Consider the following 21326-nt stretch of genomic DNA (forward strand, 5'->3'; position numbering starts at 1 on the left):
AATACTGTCTTGGGGGAAGAATAAAGACTAATCACTCAGTTTAAGCGACCGAGTCTCCTGATCGATTGAGTTTCTTGAACGACTGCCCCTCCCCTATGTATCCTCAGTGTGTGTGAAGATAGCAGTAGCGTCTGTTACTCACGCACGGTTCCTGGCTACCCCTTCAACTGCCATGCCCAGCTTTTACAGCCAAGTCACGATCAATGCCCCTCGCTTTGCCGTGTGGGATGCCCTGGTGCGCAAAGAAGAATGGCACCGATGGAATACCTTTCTCTACGACTGCGACCCCAACCTGCCCATCCGACCCGGTGGCGAAGTCTTTCTCGCCCTGCGCCGCCTTGAGGGCGAAGATGAAACCGAATTTCAGCCCCGCATTCTGCTGGTACAGCCTAACCACTGCTTGCGGTGGGTCTCTAAAGGCCCTGGTTTTAAAAGTGAGCATGTGTTTGAGCTTGAAGATGTTGGCCCCAACCGCACCAAATACATCCACCAAGAACGCATCTCTGGCCTACTGTCCCAGGTGTTTCTGCCCTTCATTCGCCGCGACGAAAAAGAGGGCATTCGCCGGATGGCTCGGCAGATTAAGCGCTACGTTGAGCACCACTACCGCAGACAGTGGTAAGTCGGTGGTTGCATTAACCGTAGGATGGGCAAAGCATCGCGTGCCCATCCTTATATCTTTTAAGAGTGCGGCAGACCGTCCCATCTAAACTTTTGCAGAAAACCGTTAGCTAATCCGGCAGAAATAATAGAGCCACAGGTCAGACTCAAGCCAACCGTCACTCAAATCCTTCACCTTGGTGCGTTGAGTCCAGGGGTAAATCTCGATAGTGTCAAACCCAAATGCCAACTGCTCAACCTGTGTTTCTGGCCGAATGTAGTAAGTCTGAAGCCGAAAATTGTGCGATTCATCCCTGAGCACCAGATAACCCGCCGACTGCACCGCCCTCAGGCTGAGCGATCGATTAAAGAATCGGGTGATTCCCCACATAGCTAAATTCTCATAGGTTTTTAGCGGGTTGCGACCCAGGTGCTGGCGATAGTCAAAGGCTCTAGCCATGCTTTGCAGGTTGTGGCTAGAAAACAGCACATAGCTTCCTGCTTTACCTACCCGGTGAAGTTCTTGGAGAATGCGCAGGCGATCGCCGTGCGACACATAGTCAATGCCGTTAAAGCTAAACAAAATAAAGTCAAAGGAGTCATTGGCAAACTGCCCCATGTCTCTGGCATCGACTACCGCCAGCTGCGCCCGCTGGGGCGCGTGAGCAAATCGCTGTTGACAAGCGGCAATCATGCCAGGGGCATAGTCGATGCCAGTGTATTCGCCAACTAAAGGCAAAAAGTGCTGGGTGGTGCGCCCGCCGCCAATGCCAATATCCAGCATGCGCATAGTCGGCAGACGATCTTTTAACTGCCCCAGAATGGCTGCTTCGGCGGGCTGAAGTCGATTGAGTTGCTTGTAATAACCAACGATGCGATCGCTATCGTAGAGGGTTCGATTGTTCTCGATCATGCGGCTCCCAAGACGCTGTGGCACGTCCTAGGCTGAGCCCATGGTCGGCAATAGTTTCTCTTGAGAGAATTTTACGCTGCTTTGGTTGTCTTCGAACTTCTGGCAGCAGGGCTGCTCTTTTCGCAAGCGCCATCTATATAAAACGCTGACTACGGTTATGCCATAGTCACCGAGTTGGGTCATGCAGAAACGCTCGAACGTTCCAACGTTTTTAAGAGAAATGTCTTAACCAAATTGGCTACAGCTATAACTCCCGATGGCCAACCTCTAACTTCTTGGTTTTATCTGCTAGACTGTAGCTTCGTCCAGCCATCCGGTCTGCGCTGGCCAACAGAATTTGCTTAGCAGCCGTTCTTTTGATTAAAATTCACTGCTCTTAGACTGGGCCCAGGTACTTGATTTGGGATAGGGGCACCACTAGGAGCATAAAATTTCATGAGTTTTGAACAACTCGGTCTTACGACCGGTCTACTTCGCGCGGTTGCCGATCAGGGCTACACTGAGCCCACCCCCATTCAGCAAAAGGCGATCCCCGCTATTTTAGCCGGTCAAGACATGTTGGCCAGCGCCCAAACGGGCACCGGCAAAACGGCGGGCTTTACCTTACCGCTCTTGCAGCGGCTGGCTGAAACCAAAACCACTGGCAAACGCATTCCCCGGGCTCTGGTGCTCACCCCCACCCGCGAGCTAGCAGCCCAGGTGGGCGAAAGCGTGATCACCTATGGCAAGCACATGCCCTTTCGGGCCGCAATGGTTTACGGTGGCGTCAGCTTTGGTGGCCAGGCCCGCCAGCTGCGCCAGGGCATTGATATTCTGATCGCCACCCCAGGGCGTCTGCTCGATCACGTCAGCCAGGGCACCGTCGATCTCAGTGCCGTTGAGATTTTGGTGCTCGATGAGTGCGATCGCATGCTTGACATGGGCTTCATTCACGACATTCGCAAAATCATGGGTCGTTTGCCCGACGAACGCCAGACCCTGATGTTTTCAGCCACCTTCTCCAAGCCCATTCAGCAGCTAGCCCACACTCTGCTGAAATCACCCGTGCAGATTGAGGTTGCCCCCCGCAACACCACCGCCGAGCGGGTAGAGCAGGTGGTGCACCCCGTCGATCGCCACCGCAAGCGGGAGCTGCTCTCCCACATCATCGGCTTCCACAACTGGCAGCAGGTGCTGGTATTTACCCGCACCAAGCACGGCGCTAACCGCCTGGCCGAGCAATTGGCCAAAGACGGCCTCAAAACCGCCGCCATCCACGGCAACAAAACTCAGGCGGCCCGCGCCCGTGCCCTCAAAGACTTTAAGCAGGGCCGCGTGCGGGTGCTAGTCGCCACCGATGTGGCTTCCCGCGGTATCGACATCGATCAGCTGCCCTATGTGGTCAACTTTGAGTTGCCCAACGTGCCCGAAGACTACGTGCACCGCATTGGCCGCACTGGCCGGGCGGGCAACGAAGGGCGCGCCATCTCGCTGATCAGCGACGATGAACTGCCCCTGCTGATCAGCATTGAGCGCATGCTCAAGCAGCCCATCACCCAAGATGTGGTAGCGGGTTACGAGCCTTCCTTCTCCTCAGACACCTCCAACGTCAGGTCCGCAGCAGCCCCTGGCAAGCCCCGTCGTCAGCGTCCTCGACGACGCACTGGTGGCAGCCCCAGCGCCCCGCGTCGGGCTGGAGCGGGGGCCAGAGGCTAGAGACTCTGGGTTGTAGCCGTTGCCTGTTTTCAGGAACGGCTACAACCCCGATTTACAAAACGCGATCGCGCTTGAGAAAGTAGTCTTTCAGCACTCTATGGGTGCCCCGTTCCTCATTGTCGTCGCGGGGTCGGCGCTGGGTAAAGTTGCCTTCAGCATCCATTTCCCAGGCCTGGCGATTGTCGGCCAGCATAATATCGAGAATAATTTGTAGCTCAATGACGAGGGCTGGATCTTCAATCGGTACCACCGCTTCGACCCGGCGATCGAGGTTGCGCGTCATCCAGTCGGCGCTGCCGATGTAGTACTCAGGCTGGTCATTGTTGTGGAAGCAGAAAATACGCGAGTGCTCTAAGAACCCGCCAATAATGCTAATCACCCGAATGTTTTCGCTAATGCCGGGCAAACCGGGGCGCAGACAGCAAATGCCGCGCACAATCAGATCAATCTCTACTCCAGCCCGAGAGGCTTCGTAGAGCAGTTTGATCATGGCGTAATCCACTAAAGAATTCATTTTGACGACAATTTTGCCCTGGCCCCCGCTCTGGGCGTGGTCAATCTCGCGGCGAACCAGATCTTCCATGCGATCGCGCAGAGTCAGCGGGGCCACCAGCAGTTTGCGGTAGGCTTTTTGCCGCGAGTAGCCGGTGAGAAAATTAAACAAATCGCTCAGGTCAGCTCCTAGATCTTCTCGACAGCTAAACAGCCCCAGATCGGTGTAAAGCTTCGAGGTTTTAGGGTTGTAGTTGCCGGTGCCAATGTGCACATAGCGACGAATCTCATTGCCTTCCTCGCGCACCACTAAAGTAGTTTTGGTGTGGGTTTTGAGCCCCACAATGCCATAGACCACGTGCACGCCAGCATCTTCCAGCTTCTTAGCCCACTCAATGTTGTTAGCTTCGTCGAAGCGAGCCTTGAGTTCGACTAGGGCGACCACCTGCTTGCGGTTGGCCGCCGCCGCAATCAGCGCCTTGACAATCGGTGAGTCACCGGAGGTGCGGTAGAGCGTAATCTTGATGGCCAGCACCTTCGGGTCGTTGGCCGCCTGGGTAATAAACTGCTGCACCGATGCGCTGAAGGCTTCGTAGGGGTGGTGCACCAAAATGTCGCCTTCCCGCAGCGCAGCAAAGATATTGGGCGGGTGCTCTGCGTAGCTACGGCCCCCGTCATCGTCTTGCTCAATCACCGGCTTGAGTCGCGGCGGAACCAGAGCTGTCCAGGGCTTATCCTTCAGCTCGGGCAGTGGTATTGAGAGAAAAAAGAATAGATCGGCTAGGTTGAGTAAACCGTCAATTTCGTAAATGCGATCGGGGCTGACCTGCAGTTCCCGCATCAGACCTTCTTTAAGGTCCTCAGGCATAGCGCCCTCTAGCTCCACCCGACAGACAAAACCCTCCAGCCGCCGCTTATTGATTTCCTTTTCGATCGCGATCAATAGATCGTCGGCCTCGTCCTCTAAAACCGGAAAGTCGGCATCGCGGGTAATGCGAAACAGGTGGTGCCCCACAATGGTCATGCCTGGAAACAGGTAGCCCAGGTTTTCGGCAATCACCTGCTCTAGGGGTACCCCAATCCACACGCATGGGTCGCCCTGGTAGGTGCGCAGCGACTCGGGCATGCTCACAAACCGGGGCAGGCTGCTAGGCACCTTGACGCGAGCAAAGCGCTCAATGCCAGTTTCGGGATCAACCACCCGCACCGCCAGGTTCAGGCTCAGGTTCGACATGCGTGGAAACGGGTGCGATGGGTCGACGCTGAGGGGCGTCAGCACCGGAAAGATGCGCTTCTCAAAGTAGTCCCTGAGAAAGAAAATTTGCTCTTTGTCCAGATCGCGGTAGTTTTGCAGATACACCCCGTGCTCAGTCAGCGCCGGTCGCAAATCATGCTCAAAGGTGTGATGCTGAAGCTGCACCTTTTCCAGCAGGTGCGATCGCATGATTTCCAGCTGCTTCACGGGTGGCAGCTGATCCGGGGTTTCAGGGTGCACCCCCGCCTCAGCCTGCTCCATCACCCCAGAGATGCGCACCATAAAGAACTCATCTAAGTTAGAGCTATAAATCGCTAAGAACTTCAGCCGCTCTAGCAGCGGGGTACGCGGATCCAGTGCCTCATGCAGCACTCGCTCATTAAACCCTAGCCAGCTAACCTCGCGGTTGATGTAATAGCGAGAGTCGCTCAAGTTGACACTCTGCTCAGCCAGGTCAGCTTTAGTCATGGTGGCCTCCACCCCCAAGGTTATCAACGCATCTTAGCCACCCAACTTGATAGTTGGGTTAAGAAACCTAGGTCAGGCGATCCCTGACATCTCCACGAAAAAGCCAGATTTGCGTCGCTTACCTCTAGAGATTAGATAAAGTCAGCGCGATCGTCGTAGGCTGTCACGCTCTAGTGATACTCTGAATGATGGCGCTTTAGAATGTAACAGTTAATTAAAAGCGACCAAACAGCTGATCATACGAGATAGGCGCAAGCATGGTCACCACAGCAGAACAAACAAACGTTGGCTACATCACTCAAATTATTGGCCCAGTTGTAGACATTAAATTTACAGCTGGCGAAATGCCAAGAATCTACAATGCCCTCAAAATCCAGGGCACAAACCCCGCTGGCAATGAAGTTGCCGTTACCTGCGAAGTGCAGCAGCTCCTGGGCGATTCCCAGGTGCGGGCCGTTTCGATGAGCACCACCGATGGCCTGGTGCGGGGCATGAAAGTTGTCGATACTGGCCTTCCCATCAGCGTGCCCGTGGGCACCGCTACCCTGGGCCGAATTTTCAACGTGCTGGGTGAGCCTGTAGATGAAAAAGGGCCTGTCAATGTTGACACCACCTCCCCCATTCACCGGTCAGCGCCTAAGTTTACTGAGCTAGAGACTCAGCCGACGGTGTTTGAAACCGGTATTAAAGTCATTGACCTGCTGGCTCCCTACCGTCGTGGCGGCAAGGTCGGTCTCTTTGGCGGTGCGGGCGTGGGTAAAACCGTACTGATTCAAGAACTGATCAACAACATCGCTAAAGAGCACGGTGGTGTGTCAGTGTTTGGCGGCGTAGGCGAACGCACCCGCGAAGGCAACGACCTCTACAACGAATTTATCGAGTCGGGCGTGATCAACGCCGACGACCTGAGCAAGTCTAAGGTCGCCCTGGTCTACGGTCAGATGAATGAACCCCCTGGGGCTCGTATGCGGGTCGCTCTATCGGCGCTGACCATGGCCGAATACTTCCGCGACGTCAACAAGCAAGACGTGCTGCTGTTCATCGACAACATCTTCCGGTTTGTACAAGCCGGTTCTGAGGTATCGGCGCTGCTGGGCCGCATGCCTTCCGCTGTGGGTTACCAGCCCACCCTCGGTACCGACATGGGTGACCTGCAAGAGCGCATTACTTCCACCCTGGAAGGCTCTATCACCTCCATTCAAGCGGTATATGTACCGGCAGACGACCTGACCGACCCGGCTCCGGCCACCACCTTTGCCCACCTAGACGCCACTACGGTACTGTCTCGGGCTCTGGCTTCTAAGGCAATTTACCCGGCGGTAGATCCCCTCGACTCTGCCTCTACCATGCTGCAAGCCAGCATTGTGGGTGAAGAGCACTATCAAACCGCTCGGGCTGTGCAGTCTACCCTACAGCGCTACAAAGAGCTACAAGACATCATCGCCATTCTGGGCCTCGACGAGCTTTCGGAAGATGACCGGTTGACGGTAGCGCGCGCCCGTAAAATCGAGCGATTCCTGTCTCAGCCCTTCTTTGTGGCTGAGATCTTTACGGGTTCCCCCGGTAAGTACGTGTCTTTGGAAGACAACATCAAAGCCTTTAAGCAGATTCTGTCTGGTGAGCTAGATGACATTCCTGAGCAGTGCTTCTACCTCAAGGGTGGCATTGAAGAAGTGCTAGAAGCGGCTGAGAAACTCAAGGCCGAGAAGTAGAGTCGGGTTGGGGGGTTAAGCTCAGGCTTGCCCCCCACCATGCTGTGATAGTCCCTATTTCATCCTTGCTATGGCATTAACTGTTCGTGTAATTGCCCCAGACAAAACTGTTTGGGACGCTGAGGCCGAGGAAGTCATTCTGCCCAGCACTACGGGTCAGCTCGGTATTTTAGCTGGCCACGCCCCCTTGCTCACGGCTCTAGATGTGGGCGTCATGCGGGTTAGGGCTGATAAAGAGTGGGTACCCATTGCCCTGATGGGTGGATTTGCTGAAGTTGATAACAATGAGTTGATCATTCTGGTCAACGGAGCCGAGCGAGGGGATGCGATTGATGTCGCTAAAGCCCAAGCTGCCTATCAAGAAGCAGAGGCCCGTGTCAGTCAGACCAACGCCGACGATAGACAGGCCACTATTCAAGCTCGTCAGGGCCTAAAGCGGGCTAGGGCTAGACTTCAGGCGGCTGGGGGCCTCAAGTAGGGTTTCTGCGTTTTTATTTATAGCTGTAGCCGATTTGATTAAGACATTTCCCCTAAAAACGTTCGAACGTTTCTAGGGTTTTGGATGTCCTCATCTAAATGACTATGGCTATACCTCTTAAAAAGCCCATCAAATCGTTAGATTTGATGGGCTTTTTAAGGAATCCGCAGATCTAAATAGGTTCAGACAATTGCGGTCATCATAGATAGGCCTGATTCCAACTTTCGATGGGACCTGTACGCTGGTACTGCAATCACGAACTACCGGTAAAGGTAATTTCGGGAAAGCGGTCTTGGGCCTCGGTTAGGGGCTTACCCTTACCTTCTTCCTGCCAATAGTTAATGATCTCGGTAGCCTGGTTGAGAATCTCAACCCGCTCCTCTTCTTCGATCCAGGGCTTGCTTTCAAGCTCGGTTTTCATTTGTTCCCAGGCGTCGTTACGGGGCCAGAAGAAGTAAGAGGTGAGCGGGCTGGTGCCCTTGCCTACCACCTGATCAACCGCCAGCGCAACGTCTTTTTCGAGCCAGAGTACTTTTAGGACAAATCTGGACAAGTAGACCTCCGCTGCAATTCAAAAAAATACTACAGTCTATAATTCTATCACCTTGCTTCCCCGCTCTCTACCCCAAGTCTGTGTTCTATGACTTCTCTGGCTCATCCATTGGCGATCGCAGTGTTTGATATCGACGGTGTTCTGCGGGATGTCGGTAATTCTTACCGCCGTGCGCTGGCTGACACCGTAGAAGAATTTACCGGTGGCCAGTATCGCCCCAGCTCAGAAGATATCGATCGGCTCAAAGGGGAAGGGGTGTGGAACAACGATTGGGAGGGCTCTCAGGAGCTGGTGTATCGCTATTTTGAGGGGCAGGGCCAACGGCGAGAGGCGATCGCCCTTGACTATGACCAGATTGTCGGCTTCTTTCAGCGGCGCTACCGGGGGCCTAACCCCGAAGACCCTGACCAATGGACGGGGTACATCCTCCAGGAGCCGCTGCTGGTCGATGCGGAGTACTTTGAAAGCTTGACGCGCGATCGCATTGCCTGGGGTTTCTTTAGTGGCGCAACCCGAGGCTCAGCCCACTTTGTGCTTCAGCGGCGGCTGGGCTTAGCTGATCCAGTGCTAGTGGCTATGGAAGATGCTCCCGGTAAGCCTGACCCCACCGGGCTACAAGGGGTGGTAGAAGCCCTAACGCGGCACTACCAGCTGCCCCTTGACCTTCCCGTGATCTATGCCGGAGATACTGTGGCCGATATGCAGACCGTTGAGCAAGCCAGAGTCATGCTCAGTGACCAGCGCCGCTGGATTGGGGTTGGGGTGCTGCCGCCCCATGTGGCGACCGGGGCCGATTCCTATCGCCAGTCCTACGCAGACGCGCTAGAGCAAGCTGGGGCTGATGGGGTGGTTAGTCAAGTGACTGAGTTGACCGCCGCCTACGCTAAGTCGCTTATCGGGGGGTAGTACCTCTTCTCCGTAGCAGCAGTCTGCTGTTGAAGCCGTTGGCTGTGATCATCACCACAAATTTAAGGTGCAGTGTCGCCAGAAATTATAGCTGTAGCCAGTCTGGTGAGACAGTTCTTAGATGAATGTTCAAACGTTTGAACGTTTTTAGGGTTTCCTGATGTTCTAACCAACGTGGCTATGGCTATAACTGGCGATCGCCAGCTAATTTCTGGCGATCCCTTTCATCTGAGAGCGATCAGGAGTTAGTGTCTAGCTTATCGGCATTCATCTAGGACGGTGCAATGGCTAAAGCTGACCCTCATCGCCTCAAGCTCTCGCAACTGCGGGCGCTAGTGGCTATTGCTGATCAGGGTTCGTTTAGTGATGCGGCATTACATCTAGACCTCTCCCAGTCAGCGGTGAGCCACGCCATTGCCACTTTGGAAGAAGAATTGGGCGTGCTGTTGCTCAATCGGGGGCGTCAGGGAGCGGTGTTAACGCCCGTGGGCGAACACATTACCGCAGAAGCCCGGCAGGTGCTGCGATCGCTCCATAGCCTCTGCCACAAAGCTGACCAGGCCAAGGGCTTAGAAACCGGAGAAGTGCGCATTGCCGCCTTTCGGAGCGTAGCAACGCACATTCTGCCGGAGGTGATTCGCCAGTTTCGCCAGCAGTGCCCGGGAGTCACCATTACCATCGATGAAAAATTTCACTACGAGATGGTCGAGAGCGACCTGCGCCAGGGCCGTGCCGATGTGGGCTTCACCTACCTGCCCACCCGCGACGAGTTCGACCAGTGGGAGTTGCTACGCGATCGCTATATTGTCCTGCTGCCTCCCGGTGCTCCAGAGGTGCCTGAGCCGCTAACCTGGGCAGAGTTGGCGACCTATCCGCTGATTTTGCCGCCCCCCGACGACGGCGATCGCCAGTATGTTGACCAGCTGCTGCACCGCTGGGGGCAGCAGATCCAGCCCGCCTATGTGGTGCGCGAAGACTCCACCATTCTTAGCATGGTAGAGCGGGGCCTAGGCGCAACCATTATGGCGTCCTTAGCCGCTGAGCCCATTCCGGCTGGGCTACGAATAGCTGAACTGCCCCAGCCCCTAGAACGGGTAATTGGCATGATTGTGCTGCATGATGCGCTGTTGCCACCCCCGGTTTATGCCTTTTTAGCTCGGCTGAAGGCAATTTGGCCCCAGTCGCAGGTCAAACACCCCTCCGCTAGCCCTGGGGCTGAAAATATTAAGGTTCAAGGCAATCGGCGGTTGTAGCAAACCTGAAAAATGCCCCGACGCTAGGCCGGGGCAGCAGGTCGTTGTTGTTCTGGAGGGATACTGAACGCTGTTCATACTCTCCATAGCAGGCTACAACCTGGCTCTAGCCGATTCCGGACAGTACAGAGGATGGAAGCGAGGACGATCTGGCCTAGAAGCCCATGGCTTTGGCTATGGTTGCAGCATCGGGGTTGAGGCCGCCTTTGACTTGGTTGTTGCTGTGGGCGATCGCTGTGTCTGGGTCTTTTAAGCCATTGCCGGTCAGCACGCAGACAATATTGATGCCAGCGGGCACCTGGTCTTTGACCTTAAGCAACCCAGCGACGGAGGCTGCACTGGCCGGTTCGCAAAACACTCCCTCTAGGGCCAGCAGTCTGTAGGCCTCCAGAATTTCCTCATCGGTGACCGCGTTAAACTCCCCCTGGCTGGCATCGCGCACAGCTTCGGCCTTCGTCCAGCTGGCGGGGTTGCCAATGCGAATGGCTGTAGCCAGGGTTTGGGGATCGCGCACCACATGGCCATTGACTAGAGGGGCAGCCCCTGCGGCCTGAAAGCCCATCATGCGGGGTAGTCGGCTGCACTTGCGCTGCTGATGATACTCACAAAAGCCCATCCAGTAGGCGGTGATATTGCCCGCGTTACCCACCGGAATGCACAGCCAGTCGGGAGCGTCGCCCAAGGCATCAACCACCTCAAAGGCCCCAGTTTTTTGCCCTTCTAAACGGTAGGGGTTAACCGAGTTGACCAGCGTAATGGGGTAATCTTCCGCCAGCTCGCGCACCATCGTCAGGGCGTCGTCAAAGTTGCCATTGATGGCCAACACCTCGGCCCCGTAGAGCAGGGCCTGGGCCAGCTTACCCAGGGCCACATAGCCATCGGGAATCAGGACAAAGGCCCGCATGCCGCCCCGACGGGCATAGGCCGCAGCCGCAGCAGAGGTGTTGCCGGTACTGGCACAAATGACCGCTTCGGCCCCGGCCTCCTTTGCCTTAGAGATGGCCATAGTCATGCCCCGGTCTTTGAAGCTGCCCGTGGGGTTGAGGCCGTCATACTTAACCCACACCTTGACATCTTTACCGATGTGCTGGGCTAAGGCAGGCATAGGAATTAGAGGCGTGTTGCCCTCGCATAGGGTAACCACCGGGGTTTGATCTGAAACAGGCAGATAGGCTCGATAGGCCTCAATCAGCCCTGGCCAAGGCTGTAGCCCAGCGGCAGGGACGCGAGGGGCAGTAACAGGAACGGCGGTGGCAGGATTTACGCTTAGGGTCACGGTAGGTCGGCGGTGTAATAGGAGGCTGATGGGTTCGAGCCACAATGACCCCGTACCCCATCAACACGGTATGTTTCCTAGTTTACCGTGAGCCTCGACCCCAACGGATCGACGGGCGATATTTTAGCCTGCATTATTCATAAACGCTAAGGCCAGAAACGCCAAAGCAATACCCGTCATACCCGTGAAAGCGAGAATCTACGCGAATAAACCCCGCCTCTGCGGGACTGACAGCGTTTAACCTCTGTGCTCATGAATAATTTGGGTTAAGCCAGGTGATCAGGTCAACTCCAAGTTTCTACCCAATTGCCAAACTGTCTAGCGGTGGTCTAAGGGGTACAGAGGCCAGTTTAAGATTGTCCTCTAGACAGGACGGTTAAAATGCCTTAACTTTCTGACTGAGTACAATTCTCTATTAAGTTGCGCCCATGAACGCCCCCGTCGATCGCGCTAAGGCCCCAGTAACGGTCTTTGCTGATAGAACTACTGAATCGGCTACAGATGTCCATGCAAGGGCAAATATGGCCTCCGTTGGGCGCGAAACCACCCCAGCCGCCGATGAAAAAATCTGTTTGATTGAGGCGCACCGATCGGCCTATCTCCCCAACCAGCAGGTCGAGTTATTACACCTTCAAGCTGAGGCTGAGGCGTTATTGTTACAGCTTCAAGCCATGCACCAGCGCCGTCAGGGGTAGTCTGAAACGCCGGTCGCCATACCTCAGACCGAGTCACGGTCGAAGGAGCCTGTGTTTGGCAATTGTTGACTTGGTTAGGGCGAAAGTGCGCCACTTTCTGAAGAATTCGCTAGTGTTAAGGTGATTCTGTGGGGAGATGCTGCGATGACTTACTCTGCTAAGCCCAGGCAACCTGGCGAAGCCAAGCTTCAAGGCCTGGCCAATCGAAAGCTCTATTCGGCGATCGCAGGGGGCCTACTGTTGGCTGTGGCCGCTGGTGCAACCTTCAAGCTCACCACCCTTACCGCCACCGACAGTCCAGCCACTGGGACATCTGCCCCTAGTGATCAAGGCGTTGCCACTGCCGATGCCGACTTTGATGGCGCACTGGTACCTGCGACCGGAGATGCCGCTACCCCCTTCCAGTCGTCTCAGCCTTTCTTTCAAGCTTCGAGGTCTCTGCGGTTGGCAGACCCAAGCTTATTGCGCTCAACCTCTCCCCAAGCTCGGGTAGAGGCGGTTTCTGCGGGGCGCTCTGATCCCTTTGCGTCGGTCATCCTACCCGGCCCTCGCGTATCCCGCCCTGCCCCCGCTGCCGCTGTGCTGACCCCGGCCCCGCCTGCGATCGCCAGCCAAGGGCTGCCTACAGTACCAGTTACCTCAACTGCCAGCTTGCCTGCTTTGCCCCAGATAGAGGCTCAGCCGGTGGTTATTCCTAACCTACCCTTACCCTTCTTGCCAGGTAATTTGCCCCCTGTCCCTACAGATCTGGCTGTGGCTCCAACGGGTAGTCCCACATTTCAAAATTTGGTTGACCAGGTAGTGGTCAGCGGTGTGGTGCAGGTGGGCAGTGGCGTGAGTGTGATTGTCACCGAGCCGGGTAGCACCGTTAGTCGTCGGGTTTCCCAAGGCGATATGTTGGCGGGTGGACGCATTAGGGTGAAGTCCGTCGATTTGTCTGGGCAAGAGCCTATGGTGGTTTTAACCTACGATGGCAGAGATTACACCCGCTCGGTAGGCGCACCTATGGTCAGTGCTCTTTAGGTCGTGTTGAGCTCAGCCTACAGATCGCTAGCCCCTGGGCACGGCCAGGTTGTAATCGGTCATTAGCCCTGGGATGCTGATATTTGGGTTTGAGATCACCCCATTGCTCGTTGGTCAGTAGCCCACCAACGAGCAATCTGACGTTACCATCTAGAAGACCTGCTGCATTTAGCTCAAGCGCTTGCAGTTGCAAATCGGTAGGGTACAAGGTGGCCGATGGGCAGTGATAAGACATTCTTTGAGGAACAGATCGGTCAGCGAGTGCTGGGGCTAGGGATTGCAGACACCTACGAGTGCCCGGTTTGTCGTCATGGACAGATTCAGCCCATGGTGATGATGGATACCTATGCCTGTAGCTTCTGCCGCCACATCTTTGAGGCTAACCTTGATCAGCAGACAGTGCATGTGGTCGATAGCGTGCAGCCCATGGGATGGCGCTGGCAGGGACGACGCTGGCAGCCGCTTTACCAAAGCCGGAGCGACATTACTTTAACACTTTGGTTGGTGGGGCTAGCCCTGGTGATTTTTCCAGCCGGAATTGTCGCCTTGGGGGGGTATGTGTTTCCTCCCTTAGACGCAACTGCCAGTATTAACTGGTCTTTGGTCTGGGCTGTAGGTACGCTGGTGGCCCATGGCACAATGGTTGGCTGGCTAATGGCTGAGCACTACCAGTTCCCCTTCTATGTCATGGTCAAAATTCGGTTGCAACGGCTATTAGATAGTCTGCCAGACTAGGCAAATCCTGACGCTAATGCCACTAAGACTGACGAGTACGGATTGGCAGAAATAGAGCAACCATTGCTGAGGGTTTCAGGTGCTGGGTTTCAGGTTTCAGGAACAGTTGGCTGACTTATGCCGCAGAGTACTAGGGACTGTGATCAATTAACCGCTGATACCAAACCCGAACTGCATGACCCCGGTTCCAAGCCAAAACGGATGACACGCCCTAGCACTCATTGGCTGGAAACCACACCAGCGGTATATCGGTATCGTTGCGCCAGCGCACCCAGCCTTCTGCGGTGCTAGACCCCGGCAGAGGGGCGCAGCCTAGGGCTGGCTGGGTAACGCGTACCCGTAGCCAATCGCCTTCGACGGCTAGGGGTCGCATAATGCTGTTGGGGCCAACCAAAGCCTGGAGCGGCGCAGCATTGTTAGGGGCCAACCGCATCGGCTGCGATAGCCCAGGACGGCGAAACTCTAGCCGAGTGGCCTCTTTCATGGAGATTTCCCAACGCTCTAGGGTCAGGGATAGAGTGCCTAAACCTAAATGGGAGCGGTGAGCCCAGGCGGCCCCAGCTTGGGTGTACTGAAAGCGAAACCAACCATCGGGGCGGATTTCTAGCACTGGAAAGGCGTAAGCTTGGGCTTCGGTTTGTACCATTGAAAAGGTAGCATCGCGGCCGATGGCTAAGGGTGGGGCATCGTTAGGCACTAACCAACCGTTGATTAGCCAGCCCCAATGATCACTGTCTGGGCTGGGATAAATGGGTAGGGCTACGCCCCGTAGCCAGCTAGCCCCGGTAGCGCCGCTGCTGTTGCCCAGGGTAGAAACGGCAGGGCGCAGATGCCCAATCCCGACATTGTCGCTAGGGGCCGGGGTCAAACCGACAATGCCGGTTTCGTCTGGGGTGATAGCACGGGGAAGATTGGGAGGCTGGGGGGGGATTGGGGGGGCTGAAGGATCTTGCTTGTTTTGCATGGCTGGACTGCCGCCGTCTCTAGCATCAGGGGCTATAAGGGGAGCCGATGTGGCTCCAACAGGCAGGGCCATCCCGCTCAGTAGCCCGAGGGCGATCGCTAAAGACTGATTCAAACTGGCCATTGCCAGGCTGCGGGCCTTGCTCCCCAGCGGCGGGGGATAGCGGTGGGGCAGCTGGTGGGAGGGGACAGGTTTAACCATGGAAGCGAATGAGGGTAACGTCAAACATCTCCTAAAACATTACGGCTTCGATCGCGGTTTGGATGTAGTGACCAAACAACCCAGTGGCAACTATTGGGCAACACCCCAGTGGCGGACTGATCCTGCGATCGCGGTCTGGGCAGCCGCTGAGTCCCAGCAGGAGACCAAAGCAAGGCTAATCAAACTGCGTTTCATTGTCGCATTGGTGGGAAAACCTATTTTCAGATGCGAATAGCAACCTTGCCGACTACCTGTCGCTGCTCAAGGCGACGAATGGCCTCAGGAACCTCTTCTAAGCTGTAAAGATGGTCAATTAGGGGCACCAGTTTGCCTGCTTCGATCAGGTCTTTCAGCACGGTCAAATCTGTCGTATTGGGCTTTACAATCAAGGATTTCACCCGGCGGTTACTCAGGGTTGAAATGGCAGAGCCTAAAATCATAACTAGGAACAAGCGGGCGATCGCACCGCCTACCAATACATAGGTGCCCTGAGGTTTAAGTAAGGGCAAATAGTCAAACACTGATCGATAGGCCGCTACATCCATGATGAGGTCGTAGACCTCTTTCTGACTCAGATCTACTTGTGCATAATCAATGACGCTGTCTGCGCCCAGCGACTTGATCCGAGCTACTTTGGCGCTGCTGCATACAGCGGTCACGTCAGCGCCAAAAGCCTTCGCAAGTTGCACCGCAAACGAGCCAACCCCACCGGCAGCGCCGTTGATCAGCACCCGCTGACCAGGCTGAACCTGGCCAATGTCACGCAGGGCTTGCAGGGCCGTCATCGCGGCACCCGGTACCGCCGCCGCCTCTGTAAAGGTGAGATTGTTGGGCTTGAGGGCTAAAGCCTCTTCGGTTGCAGTAGCGTATTCGGCAAACGCCCCAAACCCACATTCCGACAGGTCACCAAACACGTGATCGCCGACCTGAAAGCGTGTCACCGCTTGGCCGACAGCCTCAACCGTCCCCGCCACATCAAACCCAAGCACCTTAATGTTTGGCTTCAGCAGGCCCCCGAACATCAGCCGCGCGAGAAACGGACTGCCCCGCATCAAATGCCAGTCGCCCGCATTGACCGATGCCGCCTGAACTCGCACCAGCACCGTGTTCGCCTTAACCCCAGGCCGATCTATCTCTGTGAGCCGTAACACCTCTGTCGGGCCGTATTTGGCCTGGGTAATCGCTTTCATGGTCGTATCCTCTAGATGAACTTACAGCGTAAGCCCAGCATAAACTTACGCTGTATGTAACAATGAGTTATGAACAACAAAACTTAGCAATCGAGCTTAGTTTTGAGCTGTTTCGGTGTGACCGTAATCAGATCACGATGGTGGAGAAAACCAGTTCGGGAAAGTTAGAGCGTCTTCCCCTGAGTCGAGAGCGAATATTGCAGACGGCGCTCCGTTTAGCCGATGAAGGCGGACTGGAGTCGCTCTCTATGCGAAAGCTGGCGAAGGCCCTAGGTGTTAAGGCCATGTCGTTGTACAACCACATTACAAACAGAGATGATCTGATCGATGGCATCGTCGATAGCGTGGTGAGTGAAATAGAGGTGCCCAACCCTGGCGCTGATTGGAAGATGGCCATGCGTCAGCGAGCCATTTCTGCCCATGAGGTGCTGCTGCGCCATCCCTGGGCCACAATGCCGCTGGTGTCGCGGATCAATGTAGGGCCAGCCATGCTGCGCTACGTGGACTCAACGCTAGGGTGCCTAAAAGAAGCAGGCTTTTCGTTTGAAATGGCCGACCATGTCTGGAATGCTATCGATAGCCATATCTACGGATTTACGCTTCAGGAGCTAAACTTTCCCATCGAAGCGTCGGACTATTCAGACGTTGCCGCAGATTACCTCTCGCAGATCCCTAGCGATCGATATCCTTATATGAATCAGCTGACGCACCAGGTGATTCAGGGCGACTATGATGGCCTGCATAACTTTGAGTTTGGTCTAGACCTCATTCTCGATGGCCTAGACCGGCTACCAAAATGACCTGGCTAGCTCTCTGTGTAGTGCGTTCTGCTGCTCCGGCACGATGTCATTTTTTGCTGCCAATTTCCGGAATATGGGCATTAGTTGGGGAAGATTAGCCAAGATGCAGTGAACAGTCTCACAATTAAACGACACGTTGACTTTGATTTCTGTGATGAAAATTTGGTCGTTTGGCTTGGTGTTTCCCGCGCTGATCTTAACGGCTACGACGGTGTTGGCCCAGGCCCCTAGGGCGGCGGGCTTAGAGTTGCCGTCAACCTTTAATGCGTATGGGATGTATAGCTTTGACGTTGAACCCGGAGCTGTCGCCGTTGACGTTTTCCATGCATCGCCGTTGTTTTTGGGTAACACAGCCTATTAGCCAGGATTTTGATCATGAAAAGACCGTTTAGATCGCTATCCGTTCCTGTTTCAGTCGCTGCGCTGATCGGGGCCGTCGGGCTGATGGTGGGCTGTACCAACACCGCTCCTGCCACCCAAACCGTGCTCGATCAAGCTGGCCTAAAAGAGTCCGCTCATTCCCTAGATCAGCTGGGGCTTCAGCAAAACATGCCTTATAAGGATGCCCGCGATCGCTTACTTCGGCAGGGCTGGGAGCCTCGCACCGATGGCGATGCGCCAAACCTCAGCGATGCCACCGTCCGAGAGCTGGTTAATTTGGGCTACCCAGAAGTCAAAGACTGCGCGGGGACAGGCCTGGGACCTTGTCGTTTTGAATTTGTGAATGAAGCTGGAGATGTCTTTGTCGTCTCGACCATTCAAAACGGCTCTGGCACTAATCGAGAACGCTTCGTTCTGAGCTGGGGTTTGGACGAGGCGATCGCTCAATCTACCGACGCAGCGCCTCCATTTTTTGGGGAACGCTATTTTAATTTCTACGGCGGCAATAGCACTGAACAGTCCATTATTATCGAGCTAGATGGCTCTACGACGATTCGTGCTCACGGCACGGTCAGCAGTTCTGTCCTCTATCGTGGTCCGTTCTCTAACCCCATTCTGACTAGCGAAGGAGACTGGCTACAGATCGACGGCGATCGGATATCTATAGTGTCGGCCAGTGGCCAGGTTATGCAGGGCTGTAACGGTGAGAATGAGCTTTGTGAGTCGGCCCTTTACGAAGCCACACCCTCGGCTTTGATTCCGGATGGGTACTACGTGATGGGGGGTACCGCTCAGGGACTAGAAGTCGCGGGCGATCGGTACCGCTACTACGATGAGATGGGGCACTACGACTGGCACCCGCTTTCAGATCTAACCCTGAGTCAAGACAATGTGATCTTCGATGGGGAACATTACTGGTGCATGCTCCCTGACGTTGAGGCGGGTGTCTGTACTGAAGCAGGCTGGCGATCGCTGTCAGAAAGCCTGTCTGAGTAGGAGCTAAGACGGGACAGCTTTTCAAGGTGCTGGAGGTCTTTGGGCTTACCCGCTGACCTTATGTTTTTTTAGCATCGGTCACCAGAGAACGACCAAAACCCTTTTAAACACGGGGGGTGATCGTTCTGCTTGAAAGCTGGTGACAAGATTCGAACTTGCGACCGGCTGATTACAAATCAGCTGCTCTACCAACTGAGCTACACCAGCAAAAGCATACCTAGTATAGCAATGTAATCGGGTAGCTTTATAACCAAACTTGCGTTCTAAGGGCCGACCTCGTCGGCAGTTTCTAGTTCGGGGGCGGGCTCCATCGGCGCAATGGTGCCATCGTCTTCCTTGAACACAAGCCGCAGCAAAGGGGGAGCCATAAACGTGGTGAAGATCACCATCACAATAATGGCTGCATCGAGCGACTCGGTCAGCACACCACTGGCGGCTCCGACTCCGGCAAATACCAGGCCCACTTCGCCTCGGGGAATCATGCCCACGCCAACCGCTAGGCGGTTGATGCCGGGTTGGCCAAAGATTGCAAAGCCTGCAATCACCTTGCCGACCACGGCCACCACCACCAAGAACGAGGCAATCACTAGCCCAGCTCGATTGGCAGGCTCTAGCGGGTTGAGCACGCTCAAGTCGGTACGAGCCCCTACGGTGATGAAGAAAATGGGCACCAGCATGTCGGCGATTGGGCTAATTTGCTCCTCTAGCTCTTTGTGTTTAGAGGTTTCGGCCAAGATCAACCCGGCGGCAAAGGCACCCAAAATGGCCTCAAGCTGGATTGCAGCAGCGATATAGGCCAACACAAAGGCAAAAATTAATGAGCTAATCAGCACCTGGCCTCGGGTGCGCATCTGGTTGACCACCATGACGAAGTAGGGGCTGAGCAATCGACCAATGAGAATTGACCCGACTAAAAATGTGGCGGCTCCAGCAATTAAGTAGACGACGTTGAGAATTTCAATCTCACCAGTTTTGGCCAGGCTAGCCACTACCGCCAGCACAATAATGCCCAGCACGTCGTCCAGCACGGCGGCCCCAATGATGATCTGCCCTTCCTTGGAGCTGAGCTTTTGCATTTCGGCCAGCACCTTGGCGGTAATACCAATGCTGGTAGCGGTCAGAGCGGCTCCGGCAAAGACGGCAGGAATGGTGTCAATCCCAAACAGCACAATTAACCCAGCGGTGCCCGCAGCGAAGGGGGCAACCACGCCTACGATCGCCACCACCGCCGCCTGAGGGCCAACTCGAATCAATTCCTTCAGGTCAGATTCAAGGCCAATTTCAAAGAGCAGAATGATTACCCCCAACTCGGCCAGGATGGAGATCACCTCGCTTTCGCCCCGAAATACCTGGAGCAGGCCCTCGGGTTCTAAGCCGGTGGTCATGCCGACTAGGTTCATCAGCAGAGACTGCACCTCGCCGCCGCCCTCGGGGAAGACAATCAGATGCAGGGCCGACACGCCGACGATGACGCCGCCTACAAGTTCACCGAGGACAGCGGGCAGGTTAATGCGAGCGCACAACTCGCCACCAAGTTTGGCAGCAAGATAAACCACAATTAGGCTGAGCAGCACGCTGGCTAGCACTAGGGGTTCGATCTCGGTCTCTGACACCTCTGCTAGCCAGGGGCTAGTCAGAGGCCTGAGACATATATCACTGCTTTGAATACCGGTAATCAGGTCGCTGCCGATGAGGCCACTCATCCAATTTGCCATGCAGACCGCTCTAACTCGTCCTGTCCAATGTACATGAGATTTCTCTTGCTGTAGAGTTCACAGAAATCGTTCCAGCAGCAGTTTGGCGAGTGGCAACCGGGCTAGGGGAAAACACGGTGGGATAAAGAGGGCATCTGGCGTCGCACCTGGGCAATGCGATCGGGGGTGATTTCGGCGATCGCAACGCCCTTCTCAACGCCAGCGTCGGCCAGCACCATACCCCAGGGGTCGATAATCATGGCGTGCCCGTGGGACTGACGGCGAGCGTTATGGAATCCGGTTTGGGCCGGGGCGATCACATAACAGGTATTTTCGATGGCGCGGGCCTGTAACAGCACCTGCCAGTGGTCTTTGCCCGTGAACTCAGTAAAGGCAGCGGGCACCACCAGCACCTCGGCCCCCTGCTGCGATAGATGGCGGTACAGCTCTGGAAAGCGCACGTCGTAGCACACCGAAAGGCCCAAAATACCAAAGTCTTTAGAGGGAAAGACATCGGGCAGCAGATGGCTAGAGATTACTGTGTTTGACTCGCGGTAGGTGTTACCGTCGGGCAGGTTGACATCAAACAGGTGCACTTTTTCGTAGCGCAGCAGCTCTTGACCCTCGGGCGAAACCAGCAGGGCTGTATTGAACACCTTGCCCTCTTTCGCCGGGACGGGATAGCCACCGCCAATCAGGGTGACTTGATAGCGCTGGGCCATGGTTTTGAGAAAGGCTTCGCTGGCCTGGCTGATGGTCTCAGCCTGGGCAATTTTGGCGTCTTCATCGCCCAAAAACGAAAAGTTTTCGGGCAAACTAATCAGCTCTGCCCCTTGACGCACCGCCAAATCAATCAATTCTTCGGCCTGGGCCAAATTTTTAGCCAAATCTGGCACACTAGTCATCTGAACGGCGGCGACCCGATACGCTCTCATAAATTACCTGGCTGGAGTTGAGGAATCGTGGAACATCTGCGTTCCATGACCTTCAATTTTATTCGCTCAGGGGAACGGTTTGCCCAGTTAGCCAAAAACAGCCTGGGAATG

21 protein-coding genes and 1 tRNA gene are annotated in these 21326 nt (G+C 55.2%); 13 read left to right on the plus strand and 9 right to left on the minus strand.

Annotated features, from left to right (window positions below; translation table 11 throughout):
* Window positions 1–172 precede the first annotated feature (172 nt).
* A complete protein-coding gene (locus tag RRF56_RS18205; RefSeq protein ID WP_317034580.1) occupies window positions 173–622 on the plus strand; it encodes an SRPBCC domain-containing protein in 450 nt (149 codons plus the stop codon).
* 105 nt (window positions 623–727) lie between these two features.
* Here RRF56_RS18205 and RRF56_RS18210 read toward each other — a convergent pair whose 3' ends face one another.
* Entirely contained in the window at window positions 728–1513 is a 786-nt protein-coding gene (locus tag RRF56_RS18210) for a class I SAM-dependent methyltransferase (protein WP_317034581.1), read from the minus strand.
* Window positions 1514–1948: 435 nt separating this feature from the next.
* Between RRF56_RS18210 and RRF56_RS18215 the strand changes: the two genes are divergently transcribed.
* On the plus strand, window positions 1949–3208 hold the full coding sequence (locus RRF56_RS18215) for a DEAD/DEAH box helicase (RefSeq protein ID WP_317034582.1): 1260 nt from the start codon (window positions 1949–1951) through the stop codon (window positions 3206–3208).
* Window positions 3209–3260: 52 nt separating this feature from the next.
* On the opposite strand, the gene ppk1 is transcribed toward RRF56_RS18215, so the two are convergent.
* Entirely contained in the window at window positions 3261–5423 is a 2163-nt protein-coding gene (gene ppk1, locus RRF56_RS18220) for a polyphosphate kinase 1 (protein ID WP_317034583.1), read from the minus strand.
* A gap of 257 nt (window positions 5424–5680) precedes the next feature.
* Between ppk1 and atpD the strand changes: the two genes are divergently transcribed.
* On the plus strand, window positions 5681–7135 hold the full coding sequence (gene atpD / locus RRF56_RS18225; protein WP_317034584.1) for a F0F1 ATP synthase subunit beta: 1455 nt from the start codon (window positions 5681–5683) through the stop codon (window positions 7133–7135).
* A gap of 70 nt (window positions 7136–7205) precedes the next feature.
* On the plus strand, window positions 7206–7613 hold the full coding sequence (atpC, locus tag RRF56_RS18230) for an ATP synthase F1 subunit epsilon (RefSeq protein ID WP_317034585.1): 408 nt from the start codon (window positions 7206–7208) through the stop codon (window positions 7611–7613).
* A 253-nt stretch (window positions 7614–7866) separates the two neighbouring features.
* Here atpC and RRF56_RS18235 read toward each other — a convergent pair whose 3' ends face one another.
* A complete protein-coding gene (locus RRF56_RS18235; protein WP_193967853.1) occupies window positions 7867–8166 on the minus strand; it encodes a 30S ribosomal protein PSRP-3 in 300 nt (99 codons plus the stop codon).
* 87 nt (window positions 8167–8253) lie between these two features.
* Here RRF56_RS18235 and RRF56_RS18240 point away from each other — a divergent pair, with 87 nt between their 5' ends.
* Both RRF56_RS18240 and RRF56_RS18245 read left to right on the plus strand, forming a co-directional pair.
* Window positions 8254–9072 (plus strand): TIGR01548 family HAD-type hydrolase, encoded by an 819-nt coding sequence (locus RRF56_RS18240; RefSeq protein ID WP_317034586.1) that lies wholly within the window; start codon window positions 8254–8256, stop codon window positions 9070–9072.
* 284 nt (window positions 9073–9356) lie between these two features.
* Window positions 9357–10325 (plus strand): LysR family transcriptional regulator, encoded by a 969-nt coding sequence (locus RRF56_RS18245; RefSeq protein WP_317034587.1) that lies wholly within the window; start codon window positions 9357–9359, stop codon window positions 10323–10325.
* 154 nt (window positions 10326–10479) lie between these two features.
* Here the strand turns inward: RRF56_RS18245 and thrC are convergent, their stop codons facing one another.
* The gene (gene thrC / locus RRF56_RS18250) at window positions 10480–11517 is read right to left on the minus strand and encodes a threonine synthase (protein ID WP_410510636.1); all 1038 of its coding nucleotides are present in this window, start codon (window positions 11515–11517) and stop codon (window positions 10480–10482) included.
* A 512-nt stretch (window positions 11518–12029) separates the two neighbouring features.
* On the opposite strand from thrC, the gene RRF56_RS18255 reads away from it, so the two are divergent.
* From RRF56_RS18255 to RRF56_RS18265, 3 genes are all read left to right on the plus strand, one after another.
* A complete protein-coding gene (locus RRF56_RS18255) occupies window positions 12030–12296 on the plus strand; it encodes a hypothetical protein (RefSeq protein WP_317034589.1) in 267 nt (88 codons plus the stop codon).
* A 144-nt stretch (window positions 12297–12440) separates the two neighbouring features.
* Window positions 12441–13319, plus strand: coding sequence for a hypothetical protein (locus tag RRF56_RS18260; protein ID WP_317034590.1), 879 nt, complete (start codon window positions 12441–12443; stop codon window positions 13317–13319).
* Window positions 13320–13535: 216 nt separating this feature from the next.
* Window positions 13536–14054: a hypothetical protein gene (locus RRF56_RS18265; RefSeq protein WP_317034591.1), complete on the plus strand. Its 519-nt coding sequence runs from the start codon at window positions 13536–13538 to the stop codon at window positions 14052–14054.
* A 211-nt stretch (window positions 14055–14265) separates the two neighbouring features.
* Here the strand turns inward: RRF56_RS18265 and RRF56_RS18270 are convergent, their stop codons facing one another.
* A complete protein-coding gene (locus RRF56_RS18270) occupies window positions 14266–15219 on the minus strand; it encodes a hypothetical protein (RefSeq protein ID WP_317034592.1) in 954 nt (317 codons plus the stop codon).
* On the opposite strand from RRF56_RS18270, the gene RRF56_RS18275 reads away from it, so the two are divergent.
* The gene (locus RRF56_RS18275) at window positions 15218–15454 is read left to right on the plus strand and encodes a hypothetical protein (RefSeq protein ID WP_317034593.1); all 237 of its coding nucleotides are present in this window, start codon (window positions 15218–15220) and stop codon (window positions 15452–15454) included. The genes RRF56_RS18270 and RRF56_RS18275 overlap by 2 nt on opposite strands.
* Here the strand turns inward: RRF56_RS18275 and RRF56_RS18280 are convergent.
* Complete coding sequence (locus RRF56_RS18280) at window positions 15441–16409, minus strand: NAD(P)-dependent alcohol dehydrogenase (RefSeq protein WP_317034594.1); 969 nt, start codon at window positions 16407–16409, stop codon at window positions 15441–15443. The two genes, RRF56_RS18275 and RRF56_RS18280, sit on opposite strands and share 14 nt — an antisense overlap.
* Before the next feature lie 137 nt (window positions 16410–16546).
* On the opposite strand from RRF56_RS18280, the gene RRF56_RS18285 reads away from it, so the two are divergent.
* The 3 genes from RRF56_RS18285 (at window position 16547) to RRF56_RS18295 (ending at window position 18586) form a co-directional block, all read left to right on the plus strand.
* The gene (locus tag RRF56_RS18285; RefSeq protein ID WP_317038366.1) at window positions 16547–17209 is read left to right on the plus strand and encodes a TetR/AcrR family transcriptional regulator; all 663 of its coding nucleotides are present in this window, start codon (window positions 16547–16549) and stop codon (window positions 17207–17209) included.
* 154 nt (window positions 17210–17363) lie between these two features.
* Window positions 17364–17570, plus strand: a complete 207-nt coding sequence (locus tag RRF56_RS18290) for a hypothetical protein (RefSeq protein ID WP_317034595.1) — start codon at window positions 17364–17366, stop codon at window positions 17568–17570.
* Window positions 17571–17584: 14 nt separating this feature from the next.
* Window positions 17585–18586, plus strand: coding sequence for a hypothetical protein (locus RRF56_RS18295; protein WP_317034596.1), 1002 nt, complete (start codon window positions 17585–17587; stop codon window positions 18584–18586).
* Between the two features lie 134 nt (window positions 18587–18720).
* Here RRF56_RS18295 and RRF56_RS18300 read toward each other — a convergent pair.
* The 3 genes from RRF56_RS18300 to RRF56_RS18310 all read right to left on the minus strand — a co-directional run bounded on the left by RRF56_RS18300 (window position 18721) and on the right by RRF56_RS18310 (window position 21215).
* A tRNA-Thr gene (locus RRF56_RS18300) sits at window positions 18721–18793 on the minus strand.
* A 56-nt stretch (window positions 18794–18849) separates the two neighbouring features.
* Window positions 18850–20301 (minus strand): cation:proton antiporter, encoded by a 1452-nt coding sequence (locus RRF56_RS18305; RefSeq protein ID WP_317034597.1) that lies wholly within the window; start codon window positions 20299–20301, stop codon window positions 18850–18852.
* 101 nt (window positions 20302–20402) lie between these two features.
* Complete coding sequence (locus RRF56_RS18310) at window positions 20403–21215, minus strand: carbon-nitrogen hydrolase family protein (protein ID WP_317034598.1); 813 nt, start codon at window positions 21213–21215, stop codon at window positions 20403–20405.
* Window positions 21216–21326: the final 111 nt, after the last annotated feature.

Source organism: Nodosilinea sp. E11 (genome assembly GCF_032813545.1).
GTDB lineage: Bacteria > Cyanobacteriota > Cyanobacteriia > Phormidesmidales > Phormidesmidaceae > Nodosilinea.

What these genes read in the sequence shown, in the direction of transcription:
- RRF56_RS18305 (WP_317034597.1), bottom strand. Translation starts at nt 20,301, where the DNA reads ATGGCAAATTGGATGAGTGGCCTCATCGGCAGCGACCTGATTACCGGT.
- RRF56_RS18210 (WP_317034581.1), bottom strand. Translation starts at nt 1,513, where the DNA reads ATGATCGAGAACAATCGAACCCTCTACGATAGCGATCGCATCGTTGGT.
- RRF56_RS18280 (WP_317034594.1), bottom strand. Translation starts at nt 16,409, where the DNA reads ATGAAAGCGATTACCCAGGCCAAATACGGCCCGACAGAGGTGTTACGG.
- RRF56_RS18265 (WP_317034591.1), top strand. Translation starts at nt 13,536, where the DNA reads ATGGGCAGTGATAAGACATTCTTTGAGGAACAGATCGGTCAGCGAGTG.
- RRF56_RS18270 (WP_317034592.1), bottom strand. Translation starts at nt 15,219, where the DNA reads ATGGTTAAACCTGTCCCCTCCCACCAGCTGCCCCACCGCTATCCCCCG.
- RRF56_RS18255 (WP_317034589.1), top strand. Translation starts at nt 12,030, where the DNA reads ATGAACGCCCCCGTCGATCGCGCTAAGGCCCCAGTAACGGTCTTTGCT.
- atpD (WP_317034584.1), top strand. Translation starts at nt 5,681, where the DNA reads ATGGTCACCACAGCAGAACAAACAAACGTTGGCTACATCACTCAAATT.
- RRF56_RS18275 (WP_317034593.1), top strand. Translation starts at nt 15,218, where the DNA reads ATGGAAGCGAATGAGGGTAACGTCAAACATCTCCTAAAACATTACGGC.
- RRF56_RS18260 (WP_317034590.1), top strand. Translation starts at nt 12,441, where the DNA reads ATGACTTACTCTGCTAAGCCCAGGCAACCTGGCGAAGCCAAGCTTCAA.
- RRF56_RS18285 (WP_317038366.1), top strand. Translation starts at nt 16,547, where the DNA reads ATGGTGGAGAAAACCAGTTCGGGAAAGTTAGAGCGTCTTCCCCTGAGT.
- RRF56_RS18310 (WP_317034598.1), bottom strand. Translation starts at nt 21,215, where the DNA reads ATGAGAGCGTATCGGGTCGCCGCCGTTCAGATGACTAGTGTGCCAGAT.
- RRF56_RS18245 (WP_317034587.1), top strand. Translation starts at nt 9,357, where the DNA reads ATGGCTAAAGCTGACCCTCATCGCCTCAAGCTCTCGCAACTGCGGGCG.
- RRF56_RS18205 (WP_317034580.1), top strand. Translation starts at nt 173, where the DNA reads ATGCCCAGCTTTTACAGCCAAGTCACGATCAATGCCCCTCGCTTTGCC.
- ppk1 (WP_317034583.1), bottom strand. Translation starts at nt 5,423, where the DNA reads ATGACTAAAGCTGACCTGGCTGAGCAGAGTGTCAACTTGAGCGACTCT.
- RRF56_RS18240 (WP_317034586.1), top strand. Translation starts at nt 8,254, where the DNA reads ATGACTTCTCTGGCTCATCCATTGGCGATCGCAGTGTTTGATATCGAC.
- RRF56_RS18215 (WP_317034582.1), top strand. Translation starts at nt 1,949, where the DNA reads ATGAGTTTTGAACAACTCGGTCTTACGACCGGTCTACTTCGCGCGGTT.
- RRF56_RS18290 (WP_317034595.1), top strand. Translation starts at nt 17,364, where the DNA reads ATGAAAATTTGGTCGTTTGGCTTGGTGTTTCCCGCGCTGATCTTAACG.
- atpC (WP_317034585.1), top strand. Translation starts at nt 7,206, where the DNA reads ATGGCATTAACTGTTCGTGTAATTGCCCCAGACAAAACTGTTTGGGAC.
- RRF56_RS18295 (WP_317034596.1), top strand. Translation starts at nt 17,585, where the DNA reads ATGAAAAGACCGTTTAGATCGCTATCCGTTCCTGTTTCAGTCGCTGCG.